The organism is Acinetobacter sp. A2 (assembly GCF_012371325.1).
In the GTDB taxonomy this organism is placed as follows: Bacteria; Pseudomonadota; Gammaproteobacteria; order Pseudomonadales; family Moraxellaceae; genus Acinetobacter.
Genome location: NZ_JAAZQX010000024.1, coordinates 1 through 19,870 on the forward strand (window position 1 = coordinate 1; position 19,870 = coordinate 19,870).

18 protein-coding genes and 1 pseudogene are annotated in these 19,870 nt (G+C 41.7%); 10 read left to right on the forward strand and 9 right to left on the reverse strand.

Features of this window, described 5'->3' with window-relative positions; translation table 11 throughout:
• The 3 genes and pseudogenes from HHA43_RS09655 to rimI all read left to right on the forward strand — a co-directional run.
• Positions 1–120: pseudogene (locus HHA43_RS09655) on the forward strand (elongation factor Tu); the annotation flags it as partial.
• 288 nt (positions 121–408) lie between these two features.
• Complete coding sequence (locus HHA43_RS09660; RefSeq protein WP_168542534.1) at positions 409–1,290, forward strand: metal-dependent hydrolase; 882 nt, start codon at positions 409–411, stop codon at positions 1,288–1,290.
• 106 nt (positions 1,291–1,396) lie between these two features.
• Positions 1,397–1,855, forward strand: coding sequence for a ribosomal protein S18-alanine N-acetyltransferase (gene rimI / locus HHA43_RS09665; RefSeq protein WP_168461469.1), 459 nt, complete (start codon positions 1,397–1,399; stop codon positions 1,853–1,855).
• A 40-nt stretch (positions 1,856–1,895) separates the two neighbouring features.
• Here the strand turns inward: rimI and HHA43_RS09670 are convergent, their stop codons facing one another.
• From HHA43_RS09670 to trxB, 3 genes are all read right to left on the reverse strand, one after another.
• Positions 1,896–2,711 carry an arginyltransferase gene (locus HHA43_RS09670; protein ID WP_168418252.1) on the reverse strand — a complete coding sequence of 272 codons (816 nt, stop codon included), beginning with the start codon at positions 2,709–2,711 and terminating at the stop codon, positions 1,896–1,898.
• Between the two features lie 24 nt (positions 2,712–2,735).
• Positions 2,736–3,467, reverse strand: coding sequence for a leucyl/phenylalanyl-tRNA--protein transferase (aat, locus tag HHA43_RS09675; RefSeq protein WP_168418251.1), 732 nt, complete (start codon positions 3,465–3,467; stop codon positions 2,736–2,738).
• Between the two features lie 112 nt (positions 3,468–3,579).
• Positions 3,580–4,533 (reverse strand): thioredoxin-disulfide reductase, encoded by a 954-nt coding sequence (gene trxB / locus HHA43_RS09680; RefSeq protein WP_168418250.1) that lies wholly within the window; start codon positions 4,531–4,533, stop codon positions 3,580–3,582.
• 318 nt (positions 4,534–4,851) lie between these two features.
• Between trxB and HHA43_RS09685 the strand changes: the two genes are divergently transcribed.
• Complete coding sequence (locus HHA43_RS09685; RefSeq protein WP_168542536.1) at positions 4,852–8,016, forward strand: DNA translocase FtsK; 3,165 nt, start codon at positions 4,852–4,854, stop codon at positions 8,014–8,016.
• A gap of 108 nt (positions 8,017–8,124) precedes the next feature.
• Here the strand turns inward: HHA43_RS09685 and HHA43_RS09690 are convergent, their stop codons facing one another.
• The 6 genes from HHA43_RS09690 to HHA43_RS09715 all read right to left on the reverse strand — a co-directional run bounded on the left by HHA43_RS09690 (position 8,125) and on the right by HHA43_RS09715 (position 12,525).
• Positions 8,125–8,412, reverse strand: coding sequence for a PA4642 family protein (locus HHA43_RS09690; protein ID WP_168418248.1), 288 nt, complete (start codon positions 8,410–8,412; stop codon positions 8,125–8,127).
• A 93-nt stretch (positions 8,413–8,505) separates the two neighbouring features.
• The gene (gene minE, locus HHA43_RS09695; RefSeq protein ID WP_004975292.1) at positions 8,506–8,778 is read right to left on the reverse strand and encodes a cell division topological specificity factor MinE; all 273 of its coding nucleotides are present in this window, start codon (positions 8,776–8,778) and stop codon (positions 8,506–8,508) included.
• A 2-nt stretch (positions 8,779–8,780) separates the two neighbouring features.
• On the reverse strand, positions 8,781–9,593 hold the full coding sequence (gene minD / locus HHA43_RS09700) for a septum site-determining protein MinD (RefSeq protein ID WP_004975294.1): 813 nt from the start codon (positions 9,591–9,593) through the stop codon (positions 8,781–8,783).
• 68 nt (positions 9,594–9,661) lie between these two features.
• Entirely contained in the window at positions 9,662–10,384 is a 723-nt protein-coding gene (gene minC, locus HHA43_RS09705) for a septum site-determining protein MinC (RefSeq protein WP_168418247.1), read from the reverse strand.
• Between the two features lie 139 nt (positions 10,385–10,523).
• Complete coding sequence (locus HHA43_RS09710) at positions 10,524–11,582, reverse strand: preprotein translocase subunit SecA (RefSeq protein WP_168542538.1); 1,059 nt, start codon at positions 11,580–11,582, stop codon at positions 10,524–10,526.
• Positions 11,583–11,598: 16 nt separating this feature from the next.
• On the reverse strand, positions 11,599–12,525 hold the full coding sequence (locus tag HHA43_RS09715; RefSeq protein ID WP_168418245.1) for an acyltransferase: 927 nt from the start codon (positions 12,523–12,525) through the stop codon (positions 11,599–11,601).
• 257 nt (positions 12,526–12,782) lie between these two features.
• On the opposite strand from HHA43_RS09715, the gene HHA43_RS09720 reads away from it, so the two are divergent.
• From HHA43_RS09720 to HHA43_RS09745, 6 genes are all read left to right on the forward strand, one after another.
• On the forward strand, positions 12,783–13,436 hold the full coding sequence (locus HHA43_RS09720) for an OmpA family protein (protein WP_168418244.1): 654 nt from the start codon (positions 12,783–12,785) through the stop codon (positions 13,434–13,436).
• Positions 13,437–13,614: 178 nt separating this feature from the next.
• Positions 13,615–15,654: a UvrD-helicase domain-containing protein gene (locus HHA43_RS09725; RefSeq protein WP_168418243.1), complete on the forward strand. Its 2,040-nt coding sequence runs from the start codon at positions 13,615–13,617 to the stop codon at positions 15,652–15,654.
• An 83-nt stretch (positions 15,655–15,737) separates the two neighbouring features.
• The gene (gene dut, locus HHA43_RS09730) at positions 15,738–16,190 is read left to right on the forward strand and encodes a dUTP diphosphatase (RefSeq protein ID WP_168418242.1); all 453 of its coding nucleotides are present in this window, start codon (positions 15,738–15,740) and stop codon (positions 16,188–16,190) included.
• A 237-nt stretch (positions 16,191–16,427) separates the two neighbouring features.
• Complete coding sequence (locus HHA43_RS09735) at positions 16,428–17,867, forward strand: phosphomannomutase/phosphoglucomutase (RefSeq protein WP_168461474.1); 1,440 nt, start codon at positions 16,428–16,430, stop codon at positions 17,865–17,867.
• Positions 17,868–17,877: 10 nt separating this feature from the next.
• Positions 17,878–18,783, forward strand: coding sequence for an acetylglutamate kinase (gene argB, locus HHA43_RS09740; RefSeq protein ID WP_168461476.1), 906 nt, complete (start codon positions 17,878–17,880; stop codon positions 18,781–18,783).
• A 213-nt stretch (positions 18,784–18,996) separates the two neighbouring features.
• Complete coding sequence (locus HHA43_RS09745) at positions 18,997–19,797, forward strand: GNAT family N-acetyltransferase (protein WP_168461497.1); 801 nt, start codon at positions 18,997–18,999, stop codon at positions 19,795–19,797.
• Positions 19,798–19,870: the final 73 nt, after the last annotated feature.

Genomic DNA, 19,870 nt, shown 5'->3' on the forward strand with positions numbered 1-19,870 from the left:
AACGTAGAAATGTCAGTAGAATTAATCCACCCAATCGCAATGGACGCTGGTTTACGCTTCGCGATCCGTGAAGGTGGTCGTACTGTAGGTGCTGGTGTTGTTGCTAAAGTAACAGCATAATCACTGTATAGTGTGAAAAAGCGCTCCATTTGGAGCGCTTTTTTTATGGTTATTTTTTATCTAAATCACAAAACAAATTTAAAGTATTGCTATTTGTGCTTTTGCACCACAAAAACAATTTCACTCATCATTATTTTCGTTCCTCATGTCCTGAACTGACAATTTGCTGTCCTTAACTGCACTTAAACAAAAACGAGAAAACTTTAAGATGAAAGCAAGTCAAAAATAAGAAATACGTCGGTTACTGAATAGATGTATTGGTTTTGCAGTAATCGAGGGAGATAAAATATGAATGCTAAAGTCAGTATTAGTCAGCGAGCAGGAGCAAGTTTCCCTGTACGTCGCATGAATTTTAACTTTGATACAGTGCCAGAATATTGGATGAGTGGGAATGCTGGTCTTACCCATTTTATGACTGCATTATCTGCTTTATTCCCTGCAGGTGAAAAGTTCTTTATAGACAGTGTGCGTGCTGTACGTTATCACCCAATGCTAAAAGACAATGCTGAATTGCAAAAAGAAATCAGCGCTTTTATTGGTCAAGAAGCCATGCATACACATGAGCATGTGGGCTTTAATGCTTCAGCGCAAAAGTTTGGACATGATGTTGATACTTTAGATCGTCATACTGATACAGTCATTCAGACTACACGCAAGCTGCTTGCCAAAATCGCAAAACCTGTTGGTATTACACAGGAAATGGTGGATTTAACTGCAACCACAGCCTTAGAGCATTTTACGGCTACGATTGCCTCACAGTTACTCAGCAATTCTCATATTCAAGAGTTGATGAGTGACGATACTATGAAAACCATGTGGTTATGGCATGCCATTGAAGAAAATGAACATAAAGCGGTTGCGTATGATGTATTTGAAGGTGTATTTGGTAAAGGCGTAAAAGCCTACGCATTACGAACATCATCATTAGTGATTTCAATGCTAACTTTATTTTTCGTGCAAAATTATTTTTTACTACGTTTACTCAAACAAGATCAGCAGTTGAATCTTGAAAACTTAAAAATGATTTATCGTTATGCTTATAGCCCATCGAAAGGCGTGATTACCGGTATGGCAAAAGAAATGTTGCTGTATTTTAAACCAAGTTTTCATCCTAATGATGTTGATACTACGAGTTTGTTGGATACATGGAAAGCCAAATTAGGCTTCTAAACTTTTCCCTTTGGTCAGGCAACGCACGTTGCTTTTTTTTTTGCTCGATTTTTTTGTTATGACTTCTATAATGCCTACATCTTAACACCTAACAAGATCATTTCTTATGATTCGATTAATGCAAGCTGGCGATGTGGCCGATGTTGTTGCAATTGAAAATTTGGTACAAAGCCATCCGTGGTCGGCTAAGCAGTTTGCTGAAGCGGTAGAAAACTATCACACCACGGTCATTGAGCAGGCGGGGAAAGTGGTGGCTTTTTGTATTTTGCAACCCGTGTTGGATGAAGCCAATTTGTTGTTGATGGCAGTGCATCCTAGTCAGCAAGGCAAGGGTTTGGGTTATCAATTGTTAGAACATTCAATTGCCGAGCTGAATAATCAACCTGTGCAAATTTTTTTGGAAGTGCGCGAAAGTAATGAGGCTGCAATTGCGCTGTATGAAAAATCAGGCTTTCATCAAATTGATTTACGTAAAAATTATTATCCTAAACCTGATGGCACACGTGAGCATGCCATTATTATGGTGAAATCTTGCAGCGACGATTTTGCCAGTTTGTTTAAGTAAACGTGAAATCTCAACACATTTAGTATGGGGTTACTGTATTTTATTTAATGATCGAGTTATTCCAACCCAAGGGCAGCGTCGTCATTAAGGAGTTTCCCAATTGCTGAACCTCATCTGCATTTAGACTGCGGTTAATGCGTCGCCATTGACCATCTAAAAGCAGTTCAAGTGGCACATATTGGGACTTGTAATTCATTTTGTTTGAATGTGGCACCCAATAGCCTAAGTAGACATATTGCAACCCCAAGTGTTGGGCTTGTTCAATCTGCTTTAACACTGCAAATGTTCCTAAGGAGCGACGGCTCTCGTCAGGATCAAAAAAAGTATAGACCGCAGAAATACCGTCATCTAAATAGTCGCAGGTCGACACACCAATTAAGCGATCTTCCTGCCACATTTCTAAAAAGAAACTGTGGGTGCAGCTGTGAATTAAAAACTTTTCAAACTGATCACGGCTAGGCGGGAACATATCGCCATCGGCATGACGTTCATTGATATAGCGTTCGTACAGCGCATAATGTACATCACTAGCATCTTGTGGTTGGGTAATTTGGATGTGTAAATCTTGATTGCGTTTCCATGCTTTCTTTTGGGTGCTGTTCATGCCAAATTCCGCAACAGGAACACGAGACGACAGGCACTGACGGCAAAGGTGACACTCAGGGCGATAGACAAAGTCACCACTGCGACGAAAACCTAGTCGAGATAATTCAGACAGGGTTACGACATCAATTTTATGTGCAGGGTCTAAAAATACCATGCGTGCAGATTTTTCAGATAAATAACTACAATCGTGCGGCGGGGTAATGTAATACTGCAAATCATTTAGCAGGGATTTTGGGTGATATGAATTCATTTTCAAGATCCCTCTCTGTTATTGTCATTCAAGTAGGCGCGCATACTGCGCTATTGTTTTACTTGAAAATACACTGTCCTGATATTTTTTCCAATTGATGGCGGGCTGTTTTACAACATCTTGTAACGATTTAAGGTAGTCTTGGCGAGAAAGTGTACATGCACCCAAGCTAAGCAAATGCTCATTGACCAATTGGCAGTCAATCCAAGCTAAGTTTTGTTCTTGGCCAATCAGCATCAAGCTATAAAATGCCATTTTGGATACATCGGTGCGATGACTAAACATCGACTCACCAAAACAGCCTTGACCAATGGTGACGCCATATAAGCCGCCCACTAAAGTATTTTGTTCCCAGACTTCAACACTATAGCCATAACCTGCTGCAAACAGCTGACAGTAACCTTGAATAATGTCATCAGATATCCACGTTTCGTTGGCATAACTACGCGGCAAGGCACAATGGCGAATGACCTGCTCAAAGGCGTGGTTAATGGTGATCCGATAATCTATTTTTTTCATGTTGCGGACTAAGGATTTGCTTGGGTGATAATCCTTCGGAAAAATCACACAACGCGGTTCTGGGCTCCACCAACAAATGGGCTCACCTTCTGAAAACCAAGGGAACAAACCATGCGTATAGGCTTCATATAAAGTGGCAGGGGAGAGGTCTGCACCGACACAAATCAAGCCTTCACCTTCAGGATCAACCTCAATTGGATCTGGAAAAATGAATGATGAAGCTGGGAGCGTTTGCATATCAAGAGCCGTATACAGTTTTATATGATCTGCTGCGCATCATACCTAAAAATGTTGTGATAAAAAAACCGCTCCTGAGAGCGGTTTGTGTCTTTAAGGTAATGAGCTGAGTTTATTCGCCTAAGGCATCTAAATACTTTTCTGCATCTAGCGCAGCCATACAGCCTGAACCTGCAGAAGTAATTGCCTGACGGTAAACTGAATCGGCAACATCACCAGCGGCAAATACGCCTGCAACAGAGGTTTGTGTTGCGTTGCCTGCTGTGCCGCTTTGCACTTGAATATAACCATCACGTAAGTTTAACTGACCTTCAAACATGCTGGTATTTGGTTTGTGACCAATCGCAACAAACAAGCCTGAAACTTCAACATCTTGAGTTGAACCATCAGTGGTTGATTTTAAACGTACCGATGTTACACCAGTGTTGTCACCTAAGACTTCATCGACCTGATTATTCCAAAGAATGCTGATTTTGCCTTCTTTTTCTTTGGCAAATAAGTGATCTTGCAAGATTTTTTCAGAACGTAGCGAATCACGGCGGTGTACTAAGGTTACATGCGAAGCAATATTGGAAAGATACAATGCTTCTTCTACAGCCGTGTTGCCACCGCCCACAACCATTACTTTTTGATTTTTATAGAAGAAACCATCACAGGTTGCGCATGCGCTAACGCCTTGACCCATAAATGCTGCTTCAGATTCTAAACCTAAGTATTGTGCAGTTGCACCTGTGCAAATAATGAGTGCATCACAGGTGAATTCTTCCATATCGCCTTTAAGTACAAATGGACGAACATTTAAATTCACTTCATTAATATGGTCATACACGATTTCTGTGCCAAAGCGTTCGGCATGGGCTTGCATACGTTCCATTAACGCAGGGCCAGTTAAACCTTCAGGATCTCCCGGCCAGTTGTCTACTTCAGTGGTGGTGGTCAGCTGACCACCTAATTGCAAGCCTGCAATTAATGTCGGTTTTAAGTTAGCACGTGCTGCATAAACTGCTGCACTATAACCCGCAGGGCCAGAACCTAAAATAATTAATCGTGAGTGACGAGCGCTCATGCACAGCATCCTTTTTTTATTTAGAAATTTATGAAATTATACGTGAAACAGAATGACTTTGCTGTGTGAATAAATTTGATATTACTGATCAGGTAAATCGATTTGAGCTATATAGAAAAAGTTAACAACACACTTCAATAATCTTGCATCTTTTTCTAGGCAACACGTGCATAATATAAGGTCTGCGATACGTTTTATCTTGTAATCTTCTTCAAGGTTGCATAGATCAATTCAACGCAGAGGCTCATTCAAATAAGTGGCTTTTTAGACCAACGAGCAAACAAAAACATTGATGAAGAATTGGCAACAGGACAGTATATGACTGCGGTGTCGGGTGCTTATGCACAGCGCTTAATAGTGACTTTATTTTTGGTCTCTTTTGGAATTTATCTGTTTCTTGCAACAGTGACCTATACTCCATTTGACCCGGGCTGGATGCATATTTCCAGTGATACCCAACAGGTTTCGAATGCCAGTGGGGTTGCAGGGGCGTGGATTGCCGATTTACTATTTGGATTTTTAGGCTGGGCTAGTTTGCTTATTCCTGCTTATTTATTTATTGAAGCGTTACAAGTTTGGTGGCCACGTAGTTTTTTAAACCGCCCATTTCGTTATGCTGCCCAGTTTTTTATTTTGCTCGCCAGTGCAAGCCTATTGTATTTGTTTTGGCAAGTCCCTGCCGATACGCTAGATAACGCATCTGGGGGGATTATCGGTTTTGAGCTTGGGCAGAGCTTATCACAGCTTTTAACCATTTATGGGGCTACTGCATTTTTAGTGGCGTTCTGGGTTTTACTGTTTACTTTGGCCTTTGGTGTAAAGTGGAACAGAACTTGGGCGACTTTAAAAGCAACACCTGCCTATCTACAAGATTTATTTTACCGTAATGTGCCTGAGCCAGAATCTGATTTTGAACGTGCTGCACCGCAAGTGAAAAAAACGGTGGTTGCTGCTGCGCCTGCGGTACAGGCCGAAACTACAGCTGCACATGATGATCGTACATCTACAGAAATTGCAGTTGCACAACAAAATCAACAGATTGAAACGCCACATCCTGCAGCGGAGCGTATGTTTAATCACATGCAGCAACGTGAAGAAGATGAACAGGCACAACAGCTTTTAGTTCAAGATGAAATTGATGATGTAGAGCTAGAAAAAACCATTGAAAAAGCACATCAATTGGAACAAGACAGCCAGCGTATTGTGGCAACAGGTGAAGTGTGGCGTGCCTTGCAGGAAAATACTGACTCACAGCATAACCAAGACATTCATGCACTATTGCGTGCTTCAGAAGAACCTGAACACCCAATCCAAAGCAATTCATTAAATGATGGATTACCAACTACGTCTATGCCGCAGTCTGGCAATAAATCATCGTTAGATTGGGATGACGACCAAATTTTTGATGAGCTGTTAGCGGCTGTACCACAAGGCAAAACCGCCAGTGATTTACATAGCCCATTCCAAAGTGACAGTCACGTAGAAACACCAGAAACAGAGCGTGATTACGCTCAGTATGAGGCAAAAAATAATGAGGCTTCAGTAGATTTTCAGCGTAATGAATCGCACTTTACGCCACCATCAGATCATCCTGTTGTAACGCCTAAGCAGGTCAGCCAAGACAATCGCACAGCGCATGAACTTGATGGTTTAGATGATTTACTGGTGGATGATCTTTTGGGTGATGAGCCATTTGATGATCATACTCAGAATCCAACAAACACAGTACGTAGCAGCAGTAGTTATGCGCAAAGCTCTGCTTTTGTGCAGGCACCAATTCAGACGGCAGCAACTGCAGCAACAGTCGCAGGCTCAGCAACAGCAGCGCAGACGGCTACAACTGAAAAAGTTGCCTTATCTAAGGAAGCTTTTGTAGAAGCATGGCAGGAAACAGCAGGCAAGCCACAAGATGAAGATGACTTCGATTTTGATGCGCCTTTGACCGATGCCAGCGGCCGTCCAATGTCACGCGCGATGCAGGTCGCAGAAAAGCGTCGTGATCTTTCTCCGCTACCAGGTTTGGAATTGTTGGATAAGGTTGACCCGAATAAAAAGGTCAATTTTACGGCAGAACAATTGGCGCGCTTGTCTGAGTTGCTGGAAATTAAGTTACAGGAATTCAATGTCAAAGCCAAAGTGGTTGAAGCACAACCTGGGCCTGTAGTGACACGTTTTGAACTGGATTTGGCACCTGGGGTGAAAGCGTCAAAAGTGACCAATATTTCTCGTGACTTGGCACGTTCTATGTCTATGGCATCGGTGCGTGTGGTGGAAGTCATTCCAGGCAAGCCGTACATTGGTATTGAAGTGCCAAACAGCACCCGAGAAATGGTGCGTTTGATTGAATTATTGCAAACCCCTGCTTTTGAAGATCCGAACGGTATTTTATCCATGGCGATGGGTAAAGATATTTCAGGCAATCCAGTGATTACAGAATTGGGCAAAGCACCACACATGCTAGTTGCAGGTACAACAGGTTCAGGTAAATCGGTTGCGGTGAACTCAATGATTTTATCGATGCTGCTGAAATATAAACCTGATCAATTGCGTTTAATTCTGATTGACCCGAAACAATTGGAATTGGCTAACTATAATGATATTCCACATTTATTGACACCTGTCGTGACTGATATGAAAGATGCAGTCAGTGCTTTGAATTGGTGTGTCAATGAAATGGAACGTCGTTATAAGTTAATGTCCTTCCTTAAAATTCGTAAGTTAAGCGACTATAACCGTAAGGTGGAAGAGGCGCTTGCTAGTGGTGAAGACCTGATTGATCCAACTTGGAAACCGAGTGATTCTGCTACACAGGAACGTGCTCCACGCTTAACTCCATTACCTTCTATTGTGATTGTGGCAGATGAGTTTGCCGATATGATTATGCAGGTCGGTAAAAAAGCAGAAGAAATGATTACCCGTTTGGCACAAAAATCACGTGCAGCAGGGATTCATTTATTGCTTGCGACTCAGCGTCCATCGGTAGATGTGATCACAGGTTTGATTAAAGCCAACATTCCAACCCGTGTGGCCTTGCGCGTAAACTCAAAAATTGACTCGCGCACTATTTTGGATGCAGGTGGTGCAGAAGACTTGCTTGGTCATGGTGATATGCTGTTCTTGGGGCCTGGTAAAATTGAACCAGAGCGTGTGCATGGTGCGTTTATTTCAGATGATGAAGTCAACCGTATTTGTGATGCATGGCGTGAACGTGGTGACCCAGACTATGTGGATGAAATCTTGACACCATTTGATGAAGAACCCTCTTCACGTGGTTTTGAAGATGGTGAAGGCAATCCAGACCGCGACGTGCTTTATGATCAGTGTGTGGCGTTTGTATTGGAAACACGCAAAGTTTCGACTTCGTCTTTACAGCGTAAATTTAGCTTAGGTTATAACCGTGCAGCACGTATTGTCGATCAAATGCAAGAACAAGGTATTGTCAGTGAGCAGGGGCCAAACGGAAAACGTGAAATTTTAGTTTAGTTTTTTCTCATTCTGTTTTATGTTAAAAAAATCCCGCAATGACGATTGCGGGATTTTTTATTTCATTATCTTTTGCTGAATTTAGCTAAAGAAAGACAGCTAAATCGTTTAGGCAAACTTAGCCAAAACTGCTAAAAACTCATCTTTTTGACGAGGGAATTCAGCAATCACGTCATGAATACGTTGACCTTCAGGATTGGTGGCATTCACGTCACGACCATCGGCAATAAACTGGGTCAATAAGCGCTCATAGTCGCTTGGACGCATGTGTTTAAAAGCATGATATAACACATGGAAATCTGCATTGACACCTGCAGGTGGCAACTGATTTAAGTAAGCAAACACACGTTCATCTGACCATGCTTCGTTAAAGGTTGCAGGTTGAGATAATGCCATAGCAATCTCCTTTATATTCTTTTGAAAAAATAGGGCAAAATAACTTGCGTTATTTTGCCCTGATTCAATTTGCTTGACTAATCAGTATTCAGATTATCGCTCTTCAGGCAAATTGATATTCATTTCTAGCATTTCAATATTGGCTTCTGAACGTACTGACATTTGAATGTGTTGTTCATCTACCCCACGCACGTAGCGGTTCACCACTTGCATGATTTCTTTCTTCATCTGATCAATTTTTTCTTGGCTTAAGCGTTTACCAAGACCTTGTTCAGAAGCAACAATCACTTTTAAGCGATCTTTTGCTGTTTGTGCGCTAGATGGCTTATCTTCACCGCTAAATAATTTGCTCCAAAATCCTGCCATGTCTACGCTCCAAATAATCGTGCTAACCAGCCCTTAGGTTTCGCTTCAATATGGCGAAACGGACGTTCTTCACCTAAGAATCGTGCAACCAAGTCATCATAAGCCTGACCTGCAGCAGCATCGCTATACAGAATGACAGGTTTACCTTCGTTTGATGCTTGAAGTACGCTCTTACATTCAGGAATTACGCCTAAAGTAGGGACACGTAAAATATCTTTAGAAATGTCATCAATCGTTAGCATTTCTTGTTTATCGGCACGTTCTGGGTTGTAACGTGTAATACACAGGTGCTTACGGATACGACCTTCGTTTTGTTCTACTTTTTTAGTTTTGCTGTCGAGCATACCAATAATACGGTCAGAGTCACGTACTGAAGAAATTTCAGGGTTGGTCACAATAATCGCTTCATCGGCATGATACATCGCTAAAATAGCACCGCGCTCAATCCCTGCAGGTGAGTCACAAATAATGTAATCAAACTCTTGTGCTAGCTCATCCATAATACGTGCCACGCCTTCATCGGTCAGGGCATCTTTATCACGGGTTTGAGAGGCTGGAAGAATATAAAGGTTTTCAATATCTTTATCGCGAATTAATGCTTGTTGTAAACGCGCTTCATTATTTAAAACATTCACAAAATCATAAACAACGCGACGTTCACAACCCATAATTAAGTCAAGGTTACGTAAACCCACGTCAAAATCGATAACAACAGTTTTGTGACCACGTAGGGCTAAACCTGTTGCAAAAGATGCACTTGTAGTGGTTTTACCTACGCCACCTTTGCCTGATGTTACGACAACAATTTTCGCCACCGAATCCACTCCTGTTATGGTTTAAATTCCCCTATATTTTTTGGGGATTTTTGGTGATTATTTATACATTAAAATTGTAGAGCTTCAAATACAAGCTCTTGGTTATCATTTAAGTAAATATGCACAGGTTTTTTGGTCACATGCTGTGGAATGTCGTCCGCAACGCAATATGTGCCTGCAATAGATACCAATTCTGCTTCAAGGGAATGGCAGAAAATTCGTGCTGTAATATTCCCGCCCGCGCCGGCAATGACTCTACCACGTACACTACCATAAATATGTATATTTCCTGAAGCAATCACTTCTGAACCGCTATTAATGCCTGCGGTTAAAATGATGTCGCCCTGATGCTGTACCAAACATTGACCTGTGCGCAAAATTTCATCGTGATACGACGTAATATGTGCCACTGCAGGTGCAGTTTCAGCGACTTGATTTTCAGCCTGTTGTTCTGCGGCGGGCTCAGGTTTAACTTCCACCACTTGTTCTTTGGTCGCTTTCACTTCCTGAAGTGGGCGGTCTTGTGGAATCACAGGAAATTGAATGGCACGTGCCTGATCGCCCAATAGTCCTTCGGTCACCGCAATTGGCTGTGCCTCTAAACTAATGAGTAATTGAATCAGTGCAATCAGTTCCTGTTCGACTGAACTTTCAATAACCACCAAAACACCTGGTGGAAATGATTTTTGCAACATTGGGCTTAGTTGCTGGCGGATCGCATCATGATCATTGGTGTCTAAGCTAATGCGAATCGCATTGACCAATCTGCCTTTTATCCGTATGTCAGCCATAATAATTCCTTAACACTTCTGACTCTGCTGGTTGTCGAAGTCATATTATAAATAGAGCAAATCCTAGAACAAATTGGGTGAATTCTCTAGTTGCATGACTAAAAATATTTATCCCAATCGTAAAAATGTTAAAACGCACTCATGAAATATTCTGTTGTTGTCCTTCATCTAAAATTTGTTGCCATTGTTTGACTTTTACTTGTTTGCGAATGGCTTCCAAACTTTCAAATACTGCTGACTCTACTAATTTATCAATATGCTGATTATGTTCAACTTCTATATGACTAATTTTTTCGGCAATCATTTGATACGTCGGGTTGCTGGACTGTGCGTTCGGTTGTGCAAAAGGTTCAATCAAGCCTTGGGTGATGTTTTCGCCTAGTCGCTGACCAATACTTTGAATTTGCTGTTCAATACGACCACCAACCAATGGAATCAGACGCAGAAGCTGAGTTAGCTCAGGTGTATCTTCAATGGCTTGATTGACTACCAGCCCTACATTTTTTGCAATTTGGTGGCGTTGGGCTTGCAACTCTTTACCCAAGGATTCTTGCAGAATATCCGCCAGTGCAATGGCCAGTAACTGACGATGCCGCTCGACCAAATCATCAATAAACTGTTTGTGTGTGGTGCTAGTGGTCAGTTCACGCTGTACGCCATTCAGCACAGTCAGTACCACTCGGCTACTCAGTTCTTCCATCAATAAGCTGTAATAGAAGTTGCCACGTTTATACCAACTATTTGGGATGACTTTATAACCGTGACTATGCAGGTTGTAGCCAATAGCAAAGGCGCGTAATAAACGTAAAAAACGTAGCTGTGGAATGATTGCGAGAATTTCATACCAGTGAATAAACGGAAAGAACCACCAGCGTTGATGATGCTTAAAAATAATAGCAATGCCCCAGCGCACACTCAATTCCACAATTAAAAATGTGGTAAACCAACCTTCGGTGATAATCACCCAAGGACGTAACTCGCCCCGATAAAACTGTAAGATTTCAGGCAGGCGAATAAAGTCGAACAGCCATTCACCAAAATCACTCATTAAAATGGCATTGGCACTTAAACAGAACAAGTTGAAGATGATTAAACCCATCAAAAACAAGTCATAAATTAAGGCAATTTTCCAACCCCATGAATCTTTACGCAGGGTATGGAATGAGGATTTGATTACAGGCTCTTCAGACTTTTTCATGGTTCACCTGATTGGGTTAGGCCGTCGGGGCAGCAAATTTTTGTTGCATGGATTCAATCAGCTGATCTTTTTCCAACCATAATTCATGCACCCATTGCTGGAAACGCTCACGGTATTCAGCATCATCTTCGTAATTACCACCCAAGACCCAGTCTGGAATGTTGATTTTTCGTAAATTTACCGCAATGCGAGGAACTTCTCCGAGCCAGAACTCGCTGTAGCCTGGCACACCATCTGGGTAAACAATGGTCATATCCACTAAAGCATCAATTTGATCGCCCAAAATATTCAAAGCCAGTGCTAAGCCACCCGCTTTAGGCTTTAATAAATGTTGATATGGCGATTGCTGCTGATCATGTTTTTCTTGAGTAAAGCGAGTGCCTTCTAAATAGTTGAGCAGGGTAAAGGGCTGACTCAACAACTGTTGACAAGCTTTACGTGCTTCTTCCATATCACGATCTTTCAGTTCAGGTTTTTTGGCAATCTGGGCTTTGGTATGCCTTTTCATCATTGGGAAGCCTAAAATTTTAAAGGCCTGACCCACAAATGGAATAAAGATCAGTTCCCACTTGGTAAAGAAGCGGGTCAGTGGCATGCGGGTTAAACCAAAATATTGATTGACCGTAGTGTCTACCCAGCTTTGGTGGTTACAGGTCATCAGGTAACGACCTTGCATGCTGAGCGCCAAGTCTTCATCAATACTGATGTCCCACTTTGTGTTGGGTAAAACATGGTCAATCAGCCAGTTATTCACACTTAGCCAACTGTTGGTAATTTGAATATTGGTTTCATCGACTTTGCGGGACTGTTTAAGCAGTTTGGTCAAGCCCAGCGCCAACACAGGTGGACCGTGAAAAAATGTACTGCCGGTAATGACAGTACCCACGGTGAGTCCTTTTGTGATTTTTTTTAATAAAGGGTGTTTTTTAGCTTGCGATGACATAAAAATCGGTCCTGAAGAAAAATCGTCCAATGCGTCACATATTGATTTATAGACTCAATATAAATGTTGTTTTTAAAATAAAAAAGTGTTGAAGTGAAAGTGTGTAGAAATTGTGATGAAGTTATACCAAGATTTGTACACGATCATGAAGATTTGTAAGCAAAAGTTTTTTTATTAACAAAAAATCAATGGTCTAAGTCTATTTTTTCATTCAATATTTGCATCATACAACAAAACACAAAGTAAGGAGGCATGCCATGCGTGCACTAGCAATTTCAGCAGCAGTCGTAGGGGCAATGGTTTTAACTGGTTGTCAATCGACTGGTAATAACCTTGGTGGTGTGGAATATGACAAAACTGCACTAGGCACAATTATTGGTGCTGCTGCGGGTTATGGTATTTCTAAAGGCAATGCAAATACAAGCGCACAAAATAACCGTGCTGCAGCAATTGGTGCTGTAGTTGGCGGTGCTGCAGGTGTTTATCTTGACAATAAAGAGAAAAAATTACGTCAGCAAATGGCGGGTACTGGTGTAGAAGTAAACCGTAATGCAGATGGTTCTGTTGGTTTGGTTATGCCTGGTAACATCACGTTTGATACCAACAAATCAAACATCAAACCTAACTTCTATACAACGCTGAACAAAGTTGCGCAAACGCTAACTGAAGATAACAAGAGCGGTATTTTAGTGACTGGTTATACTGACAGCACTGGTAATGACTCAATCAACATCCCATTGTCGCAAGCACGTGCTCAATCGGTTGCAAACTACTTGTCTAGCCGTGGTGTATCAACTTCACGTATTAATGCACAAGGTCACGGTGCTGCAAACCCAATCGCATCGAATGCGACTGCAGAAGGTCGTGAGCAAAACCGTCGTGTAGAAATCAGCATTTATGCAATCCAATAATTTGGCATAGCATAAGTTGTAAAGAACCGCCTTCGGGCGGTTTTTTCATGTCAAAAATTTAGTATTGTGTAGTTGCACACTCAGCAAATAGACAATGACGCCTAAAGCAGCATTTTAGATTAGTCATCTTAGTCTGAGATGACTATAATCGAGCTCGAACCGAAATAGAGGAAATACTATGTCACTGGCAAGTCAGTTAAACGACAAGCAACTTGAAGCGATGAAATACACTCAAGGACCCTTGTTAGTGCTTGCAGGGGCGGGTTCAGGTAAAACTTCGGTGATTACCCGAAAAATTGCTTATTTGGTTAAGCATTGCGGTATTCCTGCGTATCGGATTACAGCAATGACTTTTACCAACAAAGCTGCACGTGAAATGAAAGAGCGTGTGACCAAATTGTTGTCTCGCGAAGAAGCCAAAGGTTTGTCGGTGTCGACCTTCCACACCTTTGGTCTGAACTTGTTGCGTCTTGAATTAAAACATACGCCATTAAAAGCCAATTTCTCTATTTTAGATGCCGATGACTGCAAACGTATTCTGATGGATTTAATGCACCGTGATAATTTGTCAGGTGCAGAAAGCAAGGAACTGATTGCCAAAGCCATGAAGATGATTTCAGATTGGAAAAACGATCTGATAGCACCAGAGCAGGCACATACCACTTGTGAAACGCCAGAAGACATTCAGTTTGCGCATTTATATCAACTCTATGAACGTAATTTACGAGCTTACAACGCAGTCGATTTTGACGATTTGATTGTGATGCCGACTCGTTTATTGCAAGAAAATGCAGAAGTACGTGACAAGTGGCAGAACCGTGTTCGCTATTTATTGGTCGATGAGTATCAGGACACCAACACCGCACAGTATATTTTGGTGAAATTGCTGGTAGGGGTGATGGGGCAGTTCACCGCAGTAGGTGATGATGACCAATCTATTTACGCATGGCGTGGTGCCAAGCCAGAAAATATGGCTTTGCTTAAAGAAGACTTCCCAAATTTAAAAGTGATTAAACTTGAGCAGAACTACCGCTCGACCAGCCGTATTCTGAAAGCTGCCAATACCGTGATTGGTAATAATCCGCATATTTTTGACAAAAAACTGTGGTCAGATAAAGGTCATGGTGAAGTCATTCGGGTAATTACATGCCGTAACGATGATGATGAATCAGAACGCGTGGTGAAAGATTTACTCACACATAAATTGATGAACGGCAAGAGCTGGAAAGATTATGCGATTTTGTATCGTGGGAACTTTCAGGCACGTATTCTGGAAACCCAATTACGCCAAATGCAAATTCCTTACAAGCTTTCGGGGGGGCAGTCGTTCTTCGCACGTGCTGAAATCAAAGATATCATGAGCTATTTGCGTCTGATTATTAACCCAGAAGATGACAGTGCTTTTTTACGTATTATCAATACGCCTAAACGTGCCATTGGGCCTGTAACTTTAGAAAAACTGGGGCTATTCGCACAAGAAAATCATTTGTCTTTATTGGCAGCAGCAGGCGACCAGCGCTTAACCATGGCAATTCCCAAAAAAGCCACGACACAGTTGGCTGAGTTTGCAGATTTTATTAGCAATTTCACGCGTAACTTATTGGAAGATGATGAACCTGTGCCGATCATCCGTCAGATGATGCTAGAAGCAGGTTATATCGACTACATTAAAGAGCAAGCAGCCACACCTGCGCAGGAAAAAACCAAACTCGACAATATTGAAGTGCTGTATAGCAGTATTCAAAGTTTGATTAACCGCGCTGAAGATGTCGATGAAAAAAATATTGAAAGTGTGATTCGTAAAATGGTGCTGCTGGATATGCTTGAGCAGCAACAAGAAGAAGAAGACACCGACAAAGTCAATTTACTGACCTTGCACGCTTCTAAAGGTTTGGAATTTCCATACGTGTATTTGATTGGCTTGGAAGAAGAGTTGTTGCCACACAAAAACTCGATTGTGGCAGATACCGTTGAAGAAGAGCGCCGTTTAATGTACGTGGGCATTACTCGTGCACGTCAGGGCTTAACCATTACCTTGGCAGAACAGCGCAAGGCGGGTGGGCAAATGAAACAAATGACACCAAGCCGTTTCTTGGATGAATTGCCGCAAGATGAGCTGGAATGGCTCGGACGCAAGAAAAAACTGGCGGGTGATGTTGATCCAAAACAACAGGCACAGCATTATTTGGAAAATTTACGCGCGCTGATTAAACGCTAATCTAAGTTTAAAAACATACAGCTGTATTGATGCAGAAACTGCATCAAAAGCCACAGTAAAAATTGAAGAACAGGACAAATTTCATGAAAGTTCAAGTTAAAGTATTAGATTCACGTTTAGGTACAGAATGGCCTATGCCAACTTATGCCACTGCAGGTTCTGCGGGTCTGGACTTGCGTGCCTGTGTGGACAGCACTACTGTCATTGAACCGGGTCAAACGGTATTGGTAAAAACAGGTTTGGCAATTTATATTCAGGACACAGGCTTTGCAGGCATGATTTTGCCACGCTCAGGTTTAGGGCATAAACACGGTATTGTATTGGGTAACTTGGTCGGTTTAATCGATTCAGATTATCAAGGCGAGTTAATGGTATCTGTTTGGAACCGCAGCCAAACCGCGTTTAGTTTAGAGCCTGGTGAGCGTTTAGCGCAGTATGTATTAGTCCCTGTGGTACAGGCAGAATTTGAACAGGTCGATGAATTTGTGGCGACTGAACGTGGTGCAGGTGGCTTTGGGCATACAGGGAAAAACTAATTTTTTAGTCACTTAAACATAGTTTGTTCATTGAATTATAATGCTTGGTAAAGTTTCATCTGAAACTTTACCTGCAATTCTTGAAAAGTAACCAAATATGTACTAATAATGACAAGCATATTTCTAGATCATATGAGACGATAACGCATCCTTAAAAAAGTCTAATTAGAATTTTTAAAATTTATAGAGCTAAGATTTATTCAATTTATGTTGGCTCATTCTTGTAGTTGTAAGCCTATGAACCATCTACTATCTCCATTTCCTCTGCATATTTTTCGTGCTTATGACATTCGTGGTAAAGAAAGCGTATTAACAGCAAACCTCGTACATGCAATCGCACAAGGTTTAGTACAGCAGTATCAACAGCATCAACAGAACCAGATTAGTATCGGTTACGATGCTCGTTTAAATAGTCCCGCTTATGCGGAAATGATGCGACAGGTTTTTCTTGCGCATCATTTTCAAGTGACGATGGTGGGCTGTTGCTCAAGCCCGATGTTGTATTTTATGGCACGGCATACTGCAGGTAATGGCATTATGCTGACCGCCAGTCATAATCCAAAATCTGACAATGGTATTAAATGGATTATGCAGGGTGAACCGCCAACGCCTGAAATGATTCAGCAAGTGGCAATTGATGCCACACCATATTATGTGTTGAATCAAAGTAACAGTGGATGGGCTAATTCTGTCGCTACTACTTCACATGAATTTATAGAAGATGCTTGCCAGCAATATCAAAATGCCATGTTACAGGACATTCATTTGGCACGCCCTTATAAAGTGGTGCTGGATGGTATGTATGGCTCGGCAGGGCATTGCGCTGCATTGGTATTACAAAAAATGGGCTGTGAGGTGGTGGTACTACGCTGTGTGGCCAATGGACATTTTCCAGATCATGCGCCAGACCCATCTCAAGAAAAGCACTTACAACATTTAAAAACTGCGGTACTTGAACATCAGGCAGATATTGGCATTGCTTTAGATGGGGATGGTGACCGTGTGGTATTGCTGGATGAACAGGCAAAGGTTATTTCAGCAGACCGTTTGCTTTCCTTATTTGCAGAAATGTGTCTAAAAACCCATCCACAGCATGAGGTGGTGTTTGATGTAAAATGCTCCACTATGGTACGCAATACCGTGCGTGATTTAGGCGGTCAAGCGGTGATGATTCGTACAGGTAGTACTTTCTTGCGCCGTTATTTAGCTCAGTCGCAGGGTAAAGCCGTGTTTGGTGGCGAATATGCAGGGCATTATGTATTTAATGACGGGCGTGGTTTTGGCTATGACGATGGTATATACGCCGCCTTGCGGGTACTGGAATATTTAAGTCAAAGTGAAGCCGGTAGCATTTCAGCACTGATGCAGAAATATCCTGAGCGCTGCTGTACAGAAGATACTTATATTAGTACGCATAATATTGAACCAAGTACCGTTTTAAACGATGTAGAAAGCTGTAGTCAGCAGAGTGGCGCACAATTAAGTAAAATTGATGGTGTAAGACTTGATTTTGAAGATGGATTTGGCATTATTCGAGCATCCAATACGGGCGAATATTTTACGGTGCGTTTTGATGCCGATAATCCATCACGACTGAATGATATTCGCGATACATTTGTTTCCATGTTAAGTGAGCGATACCCTGAAATCGCCCAAGACATTCTAGATGCTCAATAAGGAGAGGCGAATGCCACATCAACAGACTGGTATCGACAAAGCACAAATTTTGACCGAAGCTTTGCCGTATATTCAACGTTTTGCGGGCAAGACCCTTGTTGTAAAGTATGGCGGCAATGCCATGACTGATCCTGAGCTGGAAAGTTCTTTTGCACGTGACATTGTGCTGCTTAAAACAGTCGGATTAAACCCGATTGTCGTGCATGGTGGCGGCCCACAAGTAGATTCTATGCTCAAGCAATTGGGACGTGAGTCTGACCGTATTGACGGTATGCGCGTGACCGATCCTGCCACTATGGAAGTGGTGGAAATGGTGCTCGGTGGTAGTGTGAACAAGTCCATTGTGAATTTAATTAACCAACATGGTGGTCGCGCCATTGGTTTAACAGGTAAAGATGGTAACTTGATTCGTGCACAAAAATTATTGATGCAAAAAACCACCGAAACAGGCGAAGTCGAGCAGATTGACCTTGGTTTAGTAGGTGAAGTGGTTGGGGTAAAAACTGACGTTTTAGAAATGTTTACCAGCAGCGACTTTATTCCTGTCATTGCACCTTTAGGTGTCGATGATGCAGGCAATACCTATAACATCAATGCCGATTTGGTGGCAGGTAAAGTTGCAGAAGCATTAGGTGCAGAAAAACTGATTCTACTCACCAATATTACTGGTGTGCTGGATGAAAATAAAAACTTATTGACCGGTTTGACTACGCAGGAAGTTGATCGTTTGATTGATACCGGTGTGATCTATGGCGGTATGATTCCTAAAGTTGGCTGTGCATTAGATGCAGTCAAAGGCGGTGTAATCAGCGCACATATTGTAGATGGTCGTGTGCCGCATGCAACCTTACTGGAAATCTTTACCGATCATGGAGTTGGTACTTTAATTACCAACCGAGTGCAGGCACGTAAGTAATAGTTCATTTGAGTGGGTTTGCACATTGTGCTAAGTCTGCAAAAGATTGAAAAGAGCTTCAAAGGAGGCTCTTTTTTTATGCCGTACAATAGTCATTTGTTGATTTTAAATGCCGAATCAGGCTGATTTGAGTAAAACAGAATTCTGCTAAAAATCAGTCATCATAGTGTCATGCAGCTGTCCTAGTGTAAGAGAAAACACGAGGTATCTATGATGCTGCAAAAATTAAATCAATACCGTCAACAATTAAGTTTTCCATTAAGCAAAGTTGGCAAAGCACAGAAAAAAAATAGCAAAGCCACACAATATGCGTTTGAATGGGTCGAAAATTTAAAACAATTACAAGAGGTACAACGCTTTCGTGCTCAGCAATTTTCTAAACAATTTGGCATTGAGTTTGCGTCAGGGTTAGACCAAGACTTATATGATTTTAGCTGTGAACATGCTGTGCTTAGAGATAAAGCAACGGGTGAAATTGTGGCGTATACCCGTTTAAAACTTTGGCAAGGGCATGAGCTAGCCAATAGTTATAGTGCACATGAATTTAAAATTATAGATGAATTGGGACATTTCTCAAATATTGTTGAAATGGGGCGAACTTGTGTGCATCCACGCTACCGTTCGGGAAAAACCTTGTCTATTTTATGGCTGAATTTGATTCCAAAAGTTTTATGGGAAATGCGTGCCAAACATTTAATTGGCTGTGTCAGTATTCGCTTGGAAGGTAATGAAGCACGTGCCTATTACACCCATCAAGCGATTCAGCAATTGTCTGAAAATCAACGCTGTGATATTCAATCTCAAGATGCATTTGTGCCGAGTTGTCCAAGTCATAGCTTTAGTCAAGATGAACGTATCCCTAAATTATTTGACGTGTATTTAAAAATGAATGCCAAACTCTCAACTCAGGCATTTTATGACCGCGAATTTAATTGTTTGGACTATTTTGTATTGTTAGATGTGAAGCAGATGGCAAAGCATTTTATTCGACAAAAGAAAGTCAAAGTGTCATAAGCCTGCAGTTCAAATTTTCTGATTTGAAATATCATGATGGCTGATGCACAATAATAAAATTAACTAATTATTG

What these genes read in the sequence shown, in the direction of transcription:
- trxB (WP_168418250.1), bottom strand. Translation starts at nt 4,533, where the DNA reads ATGAGCGCTCGTCACTCACGATTAATTATTTTAGGTTCTGGCCCTGCG.
- HHA43_RS09720 (WP_168418244.1), top strand. Translation starts at nt 12,783, where the DNA reads ATGCGTGCACTAGCAATTTCAGCAGCAGTCGTAGGGGCAATGGTTTTA.
- argB (WP_168461476.1), top strand. Translation starts at nt 17,878, where the DNA reads ATGCCACATCAACAGACTGGTATCGACAAAGCACAAATTTTGACCGAA.
- HHA43_RS09710 (WP_168542538.1), bottom strand. Translation starts at nt 11,582, where the DNA reads ATGAAAAAGTCTGAAGAGCCTGTAATCAAATCCTCATTCCATACCCTG.
- HHA43_RS09690 (WP_168418248.1), bottom strand. Translation starts at nt 8,412, where the DNA reads ATGGCATTATCTCAACCTGCAACCTTTAACGAAGCATGGTCAGATGAA.
- HHA43_RS09660 (WP_168542534.1), top strand. Translation starts at nt 409, where the DNA reads ATGAATGCTAAAGTCAGTATTAGTCAGCGAGCAGGAGCAAGTTTCCCT.
- minC (WP_168418247.1), bottom strand. Translation starts at nt 10,384, where the DNA reads ATGGCTGACATACGGATAAAAGGCAGATTGGTCAATGCGATTCGCATT.
- HHA43_RS09725 (WP_168418243.1), top strand. Translation starts at nt 13,615, where the DNA reads ATGTCACTGGCAAGTCAGTTAAACGACAAGCAACTTGAAGCGATGAAA.
- HHA43_RS09715 (WP_168418245.1), bottom strand. Translation starts at nt 12,525, where the DNA reads ATGTCATCGCAAGCTAAAAAACACCCTTTATTAAAAAAAATCACAAAA.
- HHA43_RS09670 (WP_168418252.1), bottom strand. Translation starts at nt 2,711, where the DNA reads ATGAATTCATATCACCCAAAATCCCTGCTAAATGATTTGCAGTATTAC.
- HHA43_RS09685 (WP_168542536.1), top strand. Translation starts at nt 4,852, where the DNA reads ATGACTGCGGTGTCGGGTGCTTATGCACAGCGCTTAATAGTGACTTTA.
- dut (WP_168418242.1), top strand. Translation starts at nt 15,738, where the DNA reads ATGAAAGTTCAAGTTAAAGTATTAGATTCACGTTTAGGTACAGAATGG.
- HHA43_RS09745 (WP_168461497.1), top strand. Translation starts at nt 18,997, where the DNA reads ATGCTGCAAAAATTAAATCAATACCGTCAACAATTAAGTTTTCCATTA.
- rimI (WP_168461469.1), top strand. Translation starts at nt 1,397, where the DNA reads ATGATTCGATTAATGCAAGCTGGCGATGTGGCCGATGTTGTTGCAATT.
- aat (WP_168418251.1), bottom strand. Translation starts at nt 3,467, where the DNA reads ATGCAAACGCTCCCAGCTTCATCATTCATTTTTCCAGATCCAATTGAG.
- HHA43_RS09735 (WP_168461474.1), top strand. Translation starts at nt 16,428, where the DNA reads ATGAACCATCTACTATCTCCATTTCCTCTGCATATTTTTCGTGCTTAT.
- minE (WP_004975292.1), bottom strand. Translation starts at nt 8,778, where the DNA reads ATGGCAGGATTTTGGAGCAAATTATTTAGCGGTGAAGATAAGCCATCT.